A 13,794-nucleotide genomic window follows, 5' to 3' on the forward strand; every position below is an offset into this window, starting at 1 on the left:
CTCACTTCGCGGACTTCGCGAAGTGGTCCCGTACGGCGTCGGTCTGCTTCTCCATGATGTCGATGATGCCCTCGACGACGTTCAGGTCGGCGTCCTCGGCGATCTCCAGGGTCCGCGACCAGTCGAAGAAGCTGCGGGCCGGGTCGTTGGTGATGGCGAAGACCCGGATGGTGGCCTCGTAGTTCTTGACCCCGCTGGTGGGCGCGACGGCCCGGTAGGACTGGGTCTTGTTGATCTCGTCGCGGGCCGCGATCTCCTGCTGGACGACCTTGCCGCTGAGCGTGAGCTTGAAGTCGTAGCGGGCCGGCACCGTTTCGACCGAGCCGCCCTCCACCCAGCTGACGTCCCGGTGGACGTCCAGGTCGCCGGGGGACACCATCTCCAGGATCTGCATGGCGTCGCGGATGGTCGCCCACACGGTGTCCGGGTCGGCGTCGAGGATGGTGGAGTGGTACATGGTGTGCTTGCGCTGGATCGTCGGCACGGAGTGCTCCTTCTTGCGGTGGTTGACGGTCATCGCTTGGCGATGAGGTGGTTCCCGAGCACCAGATAGTCGATCTCGGTGCCCATGAAGCAGTTCAGGGCGTCGGTCGGGGTGCAGACGATGGGTTCGCCGGCGACGTTGAACGAGGTGTTGATCAGACACGGGGTGTCGGTGAGTTCGGTGAACCTCCGCAGCAGCGCCGTGAGCCGTGGGGTTCCCTCGTCCGTCAGCGTCTGGATACGGGAGGTTCCGTCCACGTGTACGGCGCCGGGGATGCGGTCCTTGTATGCGTCGCGGACGGGGAAGACGAACGTCATGTACGGGGAACTGGTCTTGCGCCCCATGTCGAAGATCTCCGGCGCCTGCTCCTCGAGGACGAGGGGAGCGAACGGGCGGAAGGGTTCGCGGTGCTTGACCCGGGTGTTGATGATGTCCTTGATGTCACTGAAGCCGGGGTTGGCAAGGATGCTGCGATGCCCCAGTGCGCGTGGCCCGTGCTCGATACGGCCTTCGAACCAGCCGATGACGACCTTCTTCGTCAGCAGCTTCGCCACCTGCTCGATGACCTCGTCATCGTCCAGGCGCAAGACGACGACGCGGCCGGTGAAACCCTCGAGGGCCTCCTCGATCGCGGCCTCGTCGTAGGCCGGCCCCAGATAGGGGGTGACGGGCGCGGAGGCGGCGAGGATGTCCGCGGGGGCGGTGTCGGGGTGGTTCAGCCAGGCGTGGGCCGCGGCTCCGATGGTGATGCCGGTGTCGGAGGCGCCGAAGCTGACCTGCATGTCCTCGAAGCGGGAGCCTTCGAACATCGGCGTGTTGTTCAGGCAGTTCAGGGCGACGCCGCCTTCGAACAACAGCCGGTCGAGATCCGTCCTCTTCTCCAGGTGGTGGACCTGGTGGGCGGTGGCGACGTTCAGCATCTGCTGCGCGGCGGCAGCGACGCGGGCCTTGTATTCGAGGGTGTCTTCGAAGGGTCCGAAGTACTCCTCGAACAGGGCGTCGTGACTGTGGAGGTTGTCGGTCTGAAGGGGCTTGGTGAAGGTGTAGCGGCCGTCGTCGTGCAGCCTCAGAAGGTGCTCGATGAACGGGTTCGGAGTCGGGGGGTCGGTGTATCCGGCCAGGCCCATCACCTTGTACTCGTCGTTGTTGGGGACGAAGCCGAGGAAGCGGGTGATGGAGGAGAACAGGGTGCCGATGGAGTACTGGGCGCCGGTGACGCTGTCGTCGAAGACGGTGATCCGGCCGTCGCGGATCTCGCCCGTCAAGGTCGAGAAGCGTTCGGCGCGGCCGTCGCTGACGAGGAACGCGGAGTCCTTCATGCCGGCGAGGTAGTAGCCGGTCGTGGCGTGGGCCAGGTGGTGGGGAACGAAGCGGACCTTGGCCGGGTCGGGGCGGTGTCCGGTGCGGGCTTCGAAGTCCGCGAGAATCGCTTCGTGGCTGACGACCTGGTCGAACAAGTCGGCCATGTCGGCCATGAGGCGGGTCTTCGCGGCCTGCGGCATCGGCGAGGTGCGGATGCCGTCCAGGATCTCGTTCAGGACCTGGGTGGACCAGTTCCAGGGGAAGCCGAACAGGTCGACGTCATCGAACGTGATCCCGGCTTCCTTCAGGCACCAGTCGATCGCGTTCGCGGGGAAGTCGGTGGTCTTCTTCTCCCGGTTGAGGCGTTCTTCCTCTACCGCGGCGACCAGGCGGCCGTCCACCAGGAGGGCGGCGGCGGCGTCGTGGCCCAAGAGGTAGTGCTTGTTGATGCCGGTCGCACCGAGGCGTTCGGCGAAGAACTCCGACACCCGGCTGAAACCATTACATCCAAGAACAATCACGGCATTCTTTCCTGTTATGGGGCTACTTGGCGATCAGCAGGTCGCGGATCTTCTCCCCGGCCGCGGGTGCCTGGCACAGGCCCGCGCCGGTGAATCCGGCCGCGTACAGGAAGCGGCGGGTGGGGTGTTCGCCGATGAAGGCGGTGTTGTCGGGACTGGCGTCGAAGTCGCCGCTCCACGCGCGATGCAGGCCGATGCCGTCCAACGCGGGGAACAGGGTGCCGAGATGGCCGGCGATCCGGTCGAGCCAGGCTTCGCGCGTTTCGCCGTCCTTGGGTACGCCCATGGCGAGGAGGATGCGGTCCTTCCAGGAGCGGATCCGCAGGCCGGATGCGGCGTGCATCGTCATGGGCATCTCGCGGTGCGGGGAGGGCGGGATGTCGGTGAACAGCATCTCGATCGCGTGGGGTGTCATCGGCAGGTCGACCGATGCCATGGATGCCACCTCGCCGGACCAGGGCCCGGCCGTGCACACAACGCTGTCTGCCTTGATGCTGCCCTGCGGGGTGTGGACGGTGTTGTCGTCGTCGATGCGTGTGACGGGTGTGTGGGTGAACAGACGGGCGCCGTGATTGCGGGCGGCGGCGGCGTAACCGCGGACGATGTCGAGGCCGTCCACGTGGTACGCCTCAGGGGACCAGGCGGCAGCCAGGACGGCGCGCTCGTTGATCAGCGGGTTGAGCTCGGCCGCTTCGCGGGCACCGATCAGGCCGACCTGGACGCCGGCGGCCTGCTGGGCCTGGCGGCCGGCCTCGAATTCGGCGATCTGCTGTTCGTCGGTGAACAGCACCAGGAACCCGAGCCGCTTCAGGCCGAGGGGGACCGCGGTGTGCCGGGCGAATTCGTGATAGGCATGCAGGCTGCGCACGGCCAACTGCCCGGTGCCGGGGTTGCCGGGGAAGTAGGTGCGGACCATGCCCGCGGTGTGCGCGGATGCCCCGCCGCCGAGGCCTCCGCGTTCCAGCAGCACGGTGTCCACGCCGGCTTCGGCGAGGTGGTAGGCGGCGGAGGTTCCGATCACTCCCCCGCCGATGACGACGGCGTCAGCGCGGGCAGGCAGGGCGCTCAAGGTCTTCCTTCTCCTGTGGTGTGGGTTCCGGTGGCGGCGATGAGTGCCGGTGCCGTCGGCTCTTCGACGGGCTCCGCTCCGGGCATGGCTACGCGCCTGCCAGGGCGCCCTGCTGGCGCAGGTGGTCGCCGGTCTCCCACGGGTACAGCTGGAGGTTCCAGCCGCCGAGGCAGTTGATGTAGAGGGCCATCTGGCTGGTGACGGCGTAGAAGTCGTCACGGTCGAGGTCGTCCAGGACGGCGAGGAAGCGCTGGGTGAACGCCCAGAGCTTCTCCAGGCCGCAGTAGCCCAGGAACTCGGCGGGGACGCCGACCAGGAGGCGGGTCATGTGGACGAGGGAGTCCATGGGCATGCCCTGGACGGTGGCGCGGACGAGTCCGCCGTAGGCGGCGTAACCCAGGGGCCGGGTCTCCCCGTTGACGAACAGCAGGGTGGGCAGGACGGTGCCGAAGTTGCCTGCCCGGGAGGGGATGATGCCCTGGTGGAGGTCGTCCAGCTCGGCCGGGGGTGCGAGCCAGATCTTCTCGGTCTCGGCAACGATGTCGGCGATCAGGCGGCCGGCGTCCGTGTTGGTGGCGTGGAGCATCGGGATGCGGTGGCCGCCCGGCTCGCCCGCGCGGCGGACTTCGGCGTGGATCTGCTTCTTCGTGGAGTAGACGGCGTCCCAGATCGCGGCCCCGGCTTCCAGCAGGGCGGGCATGTCCGCCTCACGGATCTGGCCGACGGGGGTGGCGGGCATCGGCTCGGTCAGGGTGCCGTACTTGATGCCCAGGTGCTGCAGACCGGAGCAGAACACGGTGCCGTTGGGGGCCTCGCGCCGGTCGGGGATACGGGTGGTGTGGGGGGTGTGCAGCAGCGTGGGTATCGGCGCCACGTGGTAGAGGTGTTCGCCCGCGATGAGGGCGTGTCCCTGGAGGCTCTGGTAGGGCAGGGACGCCCAGAGGGCGTCGGCGAGTGCCGGGTTGCGGTCGTCAAGGTCGGCGGTGACCGTGATGCCTAGGTCGGGCCAGGAGATCTCGATCTGACGGCCAGGCAGCTTCTCGGACAAGGCTTTCCCCGTTCGTTGGTTCGGCTTGTCCGAGGAGTACATCGCCAACAGGCTTGTTTCAGTCAGGCGTTGAAAACATGAAACCTTGATCAGCCTGAGATCCGTAGTTTGTATGTTCCTACGAAACCGCAGCTCAGGTGGATTGGTGTGCAGCGACCTCGTGGCTCCCGGGCTCCTGCCCCGCTTCCTGAGCCCCCGGTTAGTCCTGCCTTAACGCCACCATAAGGATCTCCCCCACCCGCCTCCAGCAGGCGATTTCACGGCTTCTCAGGGCTAGCTTCGGAACACCCCACGGGTTCCAGCCCCACCGAAGGACCGTCTGTCGAGGAGTTCCGCATGTCCGCTCGCGCCCGCCGCGCGGCCGCCGTCGTCGCCGTACTCGGTCTGCCGCCCGTCGCCCTGACCCTGCTCGCCGCCGCCCCCGCGTCCGCGCACGGTTCGATGGGCGATCCGGTCAGCCGTGTCTCGCAGTGCTACGCGGAGGGGCCGGAGAGCCCGAGGTCGGCCGCGTGCAAGGCGGCCGTGGCGGCCGGCGGCACGCAGGCGCTGTACGACTGGAACGGCATCCGGATCGGCGACGCCGCCGGACGGCACCAGAAGCTGATCCCGGACGGCAAGCTGTGCAGCGCGGACAACGAGGAGTTCAAGGGCCTGGACCTGGCCCGCGCCGACTGGCCGGCGACGAGCGTGCGCAGCGGGCCGTACACCTTCAGGTACCGGGTGACGGCCCCGCACAAAGGGACCTTCAAGGTCTACATCACCAAACCCGGTTACGACCCCGCGAAGCCGCCGGCCTGGGCCGGGCTGGATCTGGAGCACCCGGTGGCGACGGTCACCGACCCGGTCGCCTCGGGTGGCTTCTACACGTTCTCCGGCACGCTTCCCGAGCGGTCCGGCAAGCAGCTGCTGTACGCGATCTGGCAGCGCTCGGACAGCCCGGAGGCGTTCTACTCCTGCTCGGACGTGGACTTCGGCGGTTCCGGTGCGGGAACCGGCACGGGCGCGAGCCCCGCTCCGACCGCCTCCGCGCCCTCCGACCAGCAGATCGCGGCCGGCGCCGGGAAGTCGACGATGCGGCACCACGGCCACGGCGGTGACCGGACGACCGCCCCCGCACCGCAGCCCTCCACCCTGCACACCGACTCCAACGCGCCGAAGGCGGCCGGTGCTTCGAAGGACCTCGCGGAGACCGGCACCTCCCCCGGCACCACGTACGTCGCCATCGGCGGCGCGGCGGCGCTGGCGCTCGGTTCGGCGGCGCTGTTCCTGTCGGTGCGGCGGCGCGCGGCGGATGGCGCCCACCGCCGCTAGACACTCCGCTGGAAGTGCCGCGATGGGCCGTCGGTCGTCCGGCGGCACCATCGTGGCTGGTCGCGCGGTTCCCCGCGCCCCTTCAGGGGGGCTGCCGGGTGTTGAGGGTTCCGGGGCCTGTCCGGCGGCTCAGGTCGGACAGGCCCCGGCGGCACGTCAGCTGAAGGCCGACGCGCAGGTGGTGGCCTTGGCGTGGGGCGGGTCGAGCGCGTTGGCCACCTCGTGGAAGGCGATGCGGTCGAACAGGCCGATCGCGACGTGCTCGGAGAGGTCGAGCGGGCACAGGTCCTGGAGCAGGACGTTGTGGACGTCCGAGCCGCTCAGGTACTGACTCTGCCAGGGCGTGGCCACCTCGTCGTACTTGGTGGCGATGACCGTGTAATGCACTCCGGGGACGGTGTCGCCGTCCGCGTTGAGCTTGGTGAGGAAGCCGGAGCCGGGGATCTGGTCGGCGAGGCCGGGGGTGGTGGCCTTGATGAGGTCCGAGGCGCCGGGGAAGTACGGCAGCAGGCTGGTCAGGCCGCTCAGGGTGGCGCCGTGGTTGTCGGGCGCCAGGCCGACGAGGGCGTTCACCTTGCCTGCTCCGCCGAGGAACTTCAGGTAGTAGCGGGGCATCATGCCGCCCTGGGAGTGCCCGACCAGGTCGGCCTTGGCGGCTCCGGTCGCGGCGAGCACCTTGTCCACGAAGGCCGACAACTGCCCGGCCGACTTGTCGATGGGGCCGAGGCCGTAGAAGAGGGGGACGCCGGTCAGCTGGCCGTAGTCCAGGGAGTAGACGCAGTATCCGCGGTCCTTCAGGTACGGGGCGAGGGAGAGCCAGTTGTCGACCGAGTTGCCCAGGGTGCCGTGCACCAGGACGACCGGACGGGGGTGGTCGGCGGAGGGCTTGCAGGAGAAGTCGTTCCAGCCACTGCTGGGGGCTGAGTCGGCAGCGGCAGCCGTTGCGGCGGGAACAGTGGCGACGGCGGCGGTGAGGAGCAGCGCGGCGAGGGGTCTGAGCGCTCGCTTCCAGGGCAGCATCGTGTGATCTCCTTGCGGCTCAAGGGAGGTGGGGGCCTTACCCTGTGATCCGGATCACGAGGATGCTGTTCACTCGTCAAGTTACGGGCGAGTAGCACACGTGTGAAGTTACGCGTCAGTAAAAACTTTCAGTGATAACCGGATCGCCGCCGAACGCTGATGGAACGTCACCAGGCGGGCCTGATCGGACCACAGGGAGCGATCCGCGCCAAACGCTCCCCCAGCGCGCGGACTTCACCCTCGCCCAGCAGTGCGGCCCAGCCCGCCACGACCTCGGCCGCCGCCTCCTCCGCCGCCCGGGTGCAGGCCCAGCCGCGCTCGGTCAGCACGATCAGCCGGGCCCGCGCGTCCCGCGGATGCGGCCGCCGCTCGGCGTAGCCCTTGCGTACGATCTCGTCCACCAGCTGGCTCGCGGCCTGCTTGGTCACCCCGAGGTGCGCCGCGAGGTCGGTGACGGTGGCCCCGTCCGGGGCGAGCCGCGCGAAGGCGAAGCCGTGGGCCGGCCGCAGGTCGGTGAACCCGCGCGCCACCACCCCGTCATGGATGCGCTGCGTGAGGTCACCGGCGGCGGCGAGCAGGGCGGCGGACAGGGCGATGGCTTCGGAGTTGTGCACGGAGGCAATGAAACACCCTTGACACACTGGTCAAGCAGCTTGACCATATAGTCAAGCCACTTGACCACTTGAACGGAGACCACCGCCATGCCCATCGTCCGCTCGTCCGAGGCCACGACCCATGAGATCCACGGCGCCCGCTTCGTCTCGTACGCCGGCCCGCTCACCGGCAGCAAGGAGCTGTGCGCCTGGCGCGGGGAGATCCCGGCAGGCACCAGGGCACCCGCCCACACCGTCAGCCGCGAGGAGATCATCCACCTGCTCGTGGGCGAACTGCTGATCACCCTCGACGGCCGCACCGACCGCATCGGCGCGGGTGACACGGTGATCGTCAACCCCGGTACGACCCTCGCCGTGGAGAACCCGACCGATCACACCGCGCTGTCCTGGGTCACCACTTCCATCGGCCTCGAGGCGGAGTTTGCGGACGGCACCCGGATCACGCCGCCCTGGGCCAACTGACAGCCGTGGAGCCACCGCCGCGCCCCAGCGTCCCCGGCATCACCGCCCTGGGCCCGAACTTCGCCCGCGCGCGGTCCGCGACCTCCTCGATACGGCGGACCCTGTCGTCCACGGGGTCGAAGGTGAGCTGGTAGGAGGCCTGGTCGGCGGGGGCCAGGCCCTCGGCGCGCAGGGCGAGCGCGCGGACCCGGGCGCGCTGCAGGCCGAGCGCCTCGTACATGCCGTAGGCCGCCCTGGTCAGGGCCGCCGAGTGCGCGGTCGGCTCCTTCAGGGTGCGGCTGCGGGTGGTCGAGGACCGGTCGGCGTAGCGCACGGTGAGGGTCAGGGTCCGGCAGACCTTCTCCACCGCGCGCAACCGAAAGCCCAGCTCCTCGGCGGCGGACAGCAGCGCACGGCGGTGCCGGTCGGGATCCAGCTCGTCGATCTCAAAGGCCCGTTCGGAGACCAGCGACCGCGAGACGGCGTTCGGCACGACCCGGCCCCGGTCGATGCCGCTCGCCTTCGCACGCAGCTCGCGGCCGGCCTTCGCACCGATCAGCCGCTGGAGCGTGGACAGCGGCGCGGCGGCGACCAGGCCCAGGGTGTCCAGGCCGTACTCGCCCAGGGTGCGGGCGGTCGCCGCGCCGACGCCGGGCAGCGCGGACACGGGACGCTCGGCGAGGAACTCCGCGATGCCGTCCGGGTCCTCGGGCACGGCACACGTCACCCCGGGCCGGGCATCGCGCAGCGCCACACGGGCCAGCATCGGCCCCGGACCGGCACCGATCACACAGTCGACGCCGTACCGCGCGAGCGCCCGCACCCGGATCACCGAGGCCAGCTCCACCGCGCTGCGCCCGAAGTACCGCTCGGCACCGCGCAGATCGGCCAGCGCCCCGTCCGGTGGCAGCGCCTGGACGACCGGGGTGAAGTCCTCCAGCAACCCGAGCAGTCCCGGCAGGGCCGCCTCGTACATCGGCGGCAGCTGGAAACGTACGCAGAGAATGGTCATCCCGCACTCCCCGGACTCTGGTGCCACAACTTCCGTACGGCAGCAGGCCCTTGTGCGGCCTCCTGCCCCGCGGGCCGCAGATCGGCCCACGGATGCATCTCGTATCCGGTCGGCAGCTGGATCCGCCGCCCACCGGTCGGATCACCGCCCGCACCCTCGGCCACCGGCTCCGCGAGCCGCGCCGCCACCTCGTCAAGACCGCCCTCGGCACGCAGTTCCACCAGCTCGGCGAGGTTCCAGGCGGCGGACCCCACCACGCTCAGGCTGCGCGGACCACGCCGCTGCACCACTCCGCGCACCAGCAGCAGCCACGAGTGGAAGACGGTGTGGGCACAGGCGTCGTGCGAGTCGTCGAAGAACGCCAGATCGACCAGCCCCGTGCCGTCGTCCAGCGTGGAGAAGATGACCCGCTTGCCGGACCGGATCGGCGGGGTCTGGGTGGCCGCCTTGGCCCCCGCGACCAGCACGGTCTCGCCGTGCCGCAGCTCACGCAGCCGGCGCGCGCAGACCACGCCCAGCTCGTCGAGGAACGTGCGGTAGTCGTCCATCAGGTTGCGCGAGGCGTCCATGGACAGCACGCCCAGCTCGGCGCTGAGCTTCTCCGCCGAGGTGAGGTCGGGCAGCCCGGCCGAGGCGGTCTTGCGGCCGCCGGCGAGGGGGAGCTGACCGCCGCCACCGCCCCGGGAGCCCCGGTGCAGCTCGGTCAGATGCAGCTGCAGATCCCGCCGATTGGCGCCGAAGGCGTCCAAGGCCCCCACCTGGGCAAGCCTTTGAGCCAACGGCCGGCTCGGCCGCGCCCGCTCCCAGAAGTCCACCAGGGAGGAGTACGGCTGCCCGTCCGCGATCCGCCGCGCCTCCGCCTCGCTGATGCCGTGCACATCGCAGAGGGCGAGACGAAGTCCCCACACCCCCGAGGATTCAGACACCAGTTCGATCCTATGTGCGACTCCGGACGCGTTCACGTCCAGCGGCAGGATCGGCACCCCACGCCGCCGCGCGTCGGCCAGCAGCAGCCGCTTCGGGTACATCCCGGGGTCGTGCGTGAGCAGCCCGGCGTAGAAAGCGGCCGGGTGATGGGCCTTCAGCCAGGCCGACTGATACGTCGGCACGGCGAACGCGACGGCGTGCGCCTTGCAGAACCCGTAGGACCCGAACGCCTCCACGATCTCCCAGGTCCGCTGAATCGTTTCCGCCCCATACCCCCTGGCCGCGGCCTGCTGCGCGAACCACACCTTGATCCGCCCCTGCGACTCCGGGTCGGACAGCCCCCGCCGCACCCGGTCGGCCTCACCCCGCCCGCACCCGGTCATGACGGCGACGATGTCGATGACCTGCTCGTGGAAGACGACGACCCCGTACGTCTCCTTCAGCGGCCGCTCCAGATCCGGGTGCGGGTAGCGGATGGGCGCCCGCCCGTGCCGCGCCTCGATGAACGGCCGCACCATGTCGGCGGCGACGGGCCCGGGCCGGAACAGCGAAATATCCACGACGAGATCATGAAAGGTGCTCGGCTGCAGCCGCCCCACCAGATCCCGCTGGCCGGGCGACTCGATCTGGAAGCAGCCCAGCGTCTCGGTGGACCGGATCAGCCGATACGTCTCCACATCCCCCGCCGGCAACGCGTCCAGATCGATCCGCTCGCCCGTCACCCGCTCCACCTCGGCCACCGCGTGCGCCATGGCCGACTGCATCCGCACACCCAGCACATCGAGCTTGAGCAGCCCGAGGTCCTCCACGTCCTCCTTGTCGAACTGCGACATCGGCAGCCCCTCGCCGCTGGTCGGCACCACCGGCGTACGGGCCAGGAGGGAGGCGTCGGACAGCAGCACCCCGCACGGATGCATGGCGACCCCACGCGGCAGGGCGTCGAGCGCCTCGACGAGCTCCCACAGCCTGCCGTACCGCCGCTTCTCCCCCGCCAGCTCCTTCAGCTCGGGCAGCTCCTCCAGCGCCGCGCGGGCGTCCCGCGCCCGGATGTGCGGAAAGGACTTGGCCAGCCGATCGATCTCGGCCGGGTCCATGGACAGGGCGGCACCCACGTCCCGGATCGCATGCCGCACCCGATAGGTCTCCGGCATGGAGACGGTCGCGACCCGCTCCTCACCGAACCGCCCGATGATCGCCCGGTACACCTCGAGCCGCCGCGCGGACTCCACATCGATGTCGATATCGGGCAGCACCACACGCTCCCTGGAGAGGAAGCGCTCCATCAGCAGCCCGTGCTCGATCGGATCGGCGTGCGCGATACCCAGGAGGTGGTTGACGAGGGAGCCCGCACCGGAACCACGAGCGGCCACCCGGATCCCCATCTGCCGTACATCGTCGACGACCCGAGCGACCGTCAGAAAGTAGGAAGCGAACCCGTGGTGGCCGATGATGTCCAGCTCGTGGTGCATCCGCTCCCAGTACGCACGCCTCCCGCCGTACCCGAGCCGCACCATCCCCGCCACCGCCCGAGAGGCGAGCGCCCGCTGGGCGGTGCGCCGCCCGGCCCCCACCAGATGCGCCTCGGGAAAGTGAACGGTCCCGATGCCGAGATCCCCTTCGGGATCGACCCGGCACTCGGCGGCCGTGGCCAGGGTCTGCTCCAGCAGCCGATGGGCGGTGTCCCGCCGGTACCCGGCAGCCTCCACGACCCGCTCGGCCACCTGGAACATGGCGGCCGCGTCCTTGAGCCAGGCCTCTCCGGAGTCCAGCTCCTTGGCCGGGTCGATCGGAACCAGCCGCCGCGCGGCATCCAGCACGTCGGCGACAGGGCCCGCCCCCGGATCGGCGTACCGGACGGCATTGCTGAGCACCGGCCGCACCCCCTGCTCGGCGGCGAAGCCGACGGTACGGGCGGCAAGCCGCAGGGAACCGGGCCCGGTACCCATGCGCCCGTGCCAGAGGGCCTCCAGCCGCACCGCGTCGCCGTAGACCTCACGCCAGGGGGCGAGGAGCTCGGCCGCACGGTCGGGGCGGCCCGCGGCCAGGGCTCGGCCGACGTCGGAGGCGGGGCCGAGCAGAACGATCAGACCGTCGCCGTGGTTGTCGGGCCAGGACAGCACGGGGGCGTCCGCGCTCCGGTGCGCCGCCGTGACGAGCCGGCACAGGTCGGCCCAGCCCCGGGCGCCGTCCCGGGCGAGGAAGGTGACCCGGGGTGTCGACTCGTCGATGAAGGCACCGCCGCGGACCGGGGTGCGGCGCCTTTCCCGTCGTAGGAGCGCTTCCATGGGAGCCGCCGCGAGGTTCACCCCGAAGAGCGGCCGGATTCCGGACGTCGCGCACGCCTTGGCGAAGCGGACGCTGCCGGCGAGGGTGTCGCGATCAGTGAGGGCAAGCACATCCATCCCCCGGTCCGAGGCGCGCTCGGCCAGCCGCTCCGGATGGGATGCCCCGTACCTCAGGGAGAACCCGGAGACGGTGTGCAGATGCGCGAAGCCCGGCACACCCACCTCCCGCACTCGTGAGCCCCGAACGGCTCTCGAACATCAGTTCCCTACTTCCGCCTCCACCATACCCCCATTCCCGAACACGTGTGCGACATCCGTTCGACGGCTTCCCACCTGCGCAAACACCCCGCAGCCGGTGCCGCAGGCATGGCGAAGCCCCGCCCCCCTCGGGACGGGGCTCCACCGGACCACATCAGCCGATCTGCGCCCCCGTAGCGGACAGCGCGGCGGTGACCGGCTGGAAGAACGTCTCCCCACCGGAGGTGCAGTCACCACTGCCGCCGGACGTCAGCCCGATGGCATCGCTCCCGGAGAACAGCGAGCCCCCGCTGTCGCCGGGCTCGGCGCACACGTTCGTCTGGATGAGACCGCTGACGGTCCCCTCCTGATAGTTCACCGTGGCGTTCAGCCCGGTGACCGTACCGTCGTGCACCTGGGTCGTGGACCCACTGCGCGTCACCTTCATCCCCACCGTCGCCTCGGCGGCACCGGTGATCTTCTGGGTGGACCCGTTGTACAGGTCGACCTCGCTCGGGTGATCCACCGAAGCCGTGTACTTCACCAGACCGAAGTCGGTCCCCGGGAAGTGCGACTCCGCGTTCTGCCCGATCTCCTTACCGCTGGAGTCCGACCAGGAGGTGATCGCCGCGGTGCAGTGCCCGGCGGTCAGGAAGTACGGCTGCCCGTCCTTGACCACGTTGAACCCGAGCGAGCAACGCCCACCGGACCCGCTGATCGCGTCACCGCCGGCGATGAAGGGCTTGAACTCCCCCTTCGACCGCTTCAGCTCCGCCTTTCCGCCCAGCCCGTCGACCACCTTGCTCAGCTTGGCCCACTCCGCGCCGGAAACCGTCTTGTCGGCCGTGACGACGACCTTGTTGCCGACCGGGTCGGTCGCCCACGACGTCCCCGGAATGGTCGCGTCCTTCTTCAGCGTCGTCCGCGCAGCGTCGAGCGCGGCGAGCGAGTTGGTGACGAGTCTCGCCTTGGCCCCGGCCGCCCGAACGGCGTTCACGGCACTCTGGTCGAGCACGTTGACGACGAGGCTCTTGGCCGAGGCGTCGTAGTAGCTGCCCGCAGCCTCGGACCCGAGGCGGCTCAGCAGCGTGGAGGCGAGGTTTCCGGCCGCCGGGGCGGACAGGACCTTCAGCTCCGGAGCCGGCTTCGCAGGCTCACTGGCGTTCGCATTCTGCAAGGTGACACCCGCGGCGACCAGCGCGGCGATTCCCGCGCCGGCCATGGCGACCCGCCGCCTGGGTATGCGTCGGTGCTTCAACTCACGTCCTCCTGTGGGGGGATGGTCCGCGAGTTGTGGGGACTCGACAGACCGGAAGGCTGGTTGACGAGGGCCTACTCTTCCGAATGGCACAGGGAGCACACAAGGTTGACTTCAGGACGCGCGTAGCGGGAGCTCACACACGCCCCTCTATTTGACCGTGCACAGTCATGCCAGGAAATTTCGCACAGCAAACACGAGACGCAAGTAACCCACGCCGGACGGTGACGACAGCGCCTGGCCGAAACCAAACGCACCAGACCCA

The 13,794-nt window shown here is 69.7% G+C and carries 11 protein-coding genes; 2 read left to right on the forward strand and 9 right to left on the reverse strand.

What is annotated here, in order from left to right:
* Position 1: 1 nt before the first annotated feature.
* The 4 genes from ACWC0C_RS28405 to ACWC0C_RS28420 all read right to left on the reverse strand — a co-directional run bounded on the left by ACWC0C_RS28405 (position 2) and on the right by ACWC0C_RS28420 (position 4,424).
* Positions 2-517, reverse strand: coding sequence for an SRPBCC family protein (locus ACWC0C_RS28405; RefSeq protein ID WP_449198100.1), 516 nt, complete (start codon positions 515-517; stop codon positions 2-4).
* Positions 514-2,274, reverse strand: coding sequence for a carbamoyltransferase family protein (locus ACWC0C_RS28410; protein ID WP_450866762.1), 1,761 nt, complete (start codon positions 2,272-2,274; stop codon positions 514-516). The genes ACWC0C_RS28405 and ACWC0C_RS28410 overlap by 4 nt, the downstream gene beginning before the upstream one ends.
* Before the next feature lie 55 nt (positions 2,275-2,329).
* Positions 2,330-3,376, reverse strand: coding sequence for an NAD(P)/FAD-dependent oxidoreductase (locus ACWC0C_RS28415; protein ID WP_450866764.1), 1,047 nt, complete (start codon positions 3,374-3,376; stop codon positions 2,330-2,332).
* Between the two features lie 88 nt (positions 3,377-3,464).
* On the reverse strand, positions 3,465-4,424 hold the full coding sequence (locus tag ACWC0C_RS28420) for a cucumopine synthase-related protein (protein ID WP_450866766.1): 960 nt from the start codon (positions 4,422-4,424) through the stop codon (positions 3,465-3,467).
* 336 nt (positions 4,425-4,760) lie between these two features.
* On the opposite strand from ACWC0C_RS28420, the gene ACWC0C_RS28425 reads away from it, so the two are divergent.
* Positions 4,761-5,735: a lytic polysaccharide monooxygenase auxiliary activity family 9 protein gene (locus ACWC0C_RS28425; RefSeq protein ID WP_450866768.1), complete on the forward strand. Its 975-nt coding sequence runs from the start codon at positions 4,761-4,763 to the stop codon at positions 5,733-5,735.
* 156 nt (positions 5,736-5,891) lie between these two features.
* Here the strand turns inward: ACWC0C_RS28425 and ACWC0C_RS28430 are convergent, their stop codons facing one another.
* On the reverse strand, positions 5,892-6,755 hold the full coding sequence (locus ACWC0C_RS28430; RefSeq protein ID WP_450866770.1) for an esterase/lipase family protein: 864 nt from the start codon (positions 6,753-6,755) through the stop codon (positions 5,892-5,894).
* 167 nt (positions 6,756-6,922) lie between these two features.
* Positions 6,923-7,369, reverse strand: a complete 447-nt coding sequence (locus ACWC0C_RS28435; RefSeq protein WP_450866772.1) for a MarR family winged helix-turn-helix transcriptional regulator — start codon at positions 7,367-7,369, stop codon at positions 6,923-6,925.
* Between the two features lie 87 nt (positions 7,370-7,456).
* On the opposite strand from ACWC0C_RS28435, the gene ACWC0C_RS28440 reads away from it, so the two are divergent.
* Complete coding sequence (locus tag ACWC0C_RS28440) at positions 7,457-7,831, forward strand: cupin domain-containing protein (protein ID WP_450866774.1); 375 nt, start codon at positions 7,457-7,459, stop codon at positions 7,829-7,831.
* Here ACWC0C_RS28440 and ACWC0C_RS28445 read toward each other — a convergent pair.
* The 3 genes from ACWC0C_RS28445 to ACWC0C_RS28455 all read right to left on the reverse strand — a co-directional run bounded on the left by ACWC0C_RS28445 (position 7,809) and on the right by ACWC0C_RS28455 (position 13,529).
* Complete coding sequence (locus ACWC0C_RS28445) at positions 7,809-8,822, reverse strand: DNA polymerase Y family protein (protein ID WP_450866776.1); 1,014 nt, start codon at positions 8,820-8,822, stop codon at positions 7,809-7,811. The two genes, ACWC0C_RS28440 and ACWC0C_RS28445, sit on opposite strands and share 23 nt — an antisense overlap.
* Positions 8,819-12,250, reverse strand: a complete 3,432-nt coding sequence (locus tag ACWC0C_RS28450) for a DNA polymerase III subunit alpha (RefSeq protein ID WP_450866778.1) — start codon at positions 12,248-12,250, stop codon at positions 8,819-8,821. The genes ACWC0C_RS28445 and ACWC0C_RS28450 overlap by 4 nt, the downstream gene beginning before the upstream one ends.
* A 196-nt stretch (positions 12,251-12,446) precedes the next feature.
* The gene (locus ACWC0C_RS28455) at positions 12,447-13,529 is read right to left on the reverse strand and encodes a S1 family peptidase (protein WP_450866780.1); all 1,083 of its coding nucleotides are present in this window, start codon (positions 13,527-13,529) and stop codon (positions 12,447-12,449) included.
* Positions 13,530-13,794: the final 265 nt, after the last annotated feature.

The organism is Streptomyces sp. NPDC001709 (genome assembly GCF_053596375.1).

Excerpts from the sequence above, each read along its gene's own strand:
- ACWC0C_RS28430 (WP_450866770.1), bottom strand. The coding sequence starts at position 6,755 with ATGCTGCCCTGGAAGCGAGCGCTCAGACCCCTCGCCGCGCTGCTCCTC.
- ACWC0C_RS28440 (WP_450866774.1), top strand. The coding sequence starts at position 7,457 with ATGCCCATCGTCCGCTCGTCCGAGGCCACGACCCATGAGATCCACGGC.
- ACWC0C_RS28425 (WP_450866768.1), top strand. The coding sequence starts at position 4,761 with ATGTCCGCTCGCGCCCGCCGCGCGGCCGCCGTCGTCGCCGTACTCGGT.
- ACWC0C_RS28405 (WP_449198100.1), bottom strand. The coding sequence starts at position 517 with ATGACCGTCAACCACCGCAAGAAGGAGCACTCCGTGCCGACGATCCAG.
- ACWC0C_RS28445 (WP_450866776.1), bottom strand. The coding sequence starts at position 8,822 with ATGACCATTCTCTGCGTACGTTTCCAGCTGCCGCCGATGTACGAGGCG.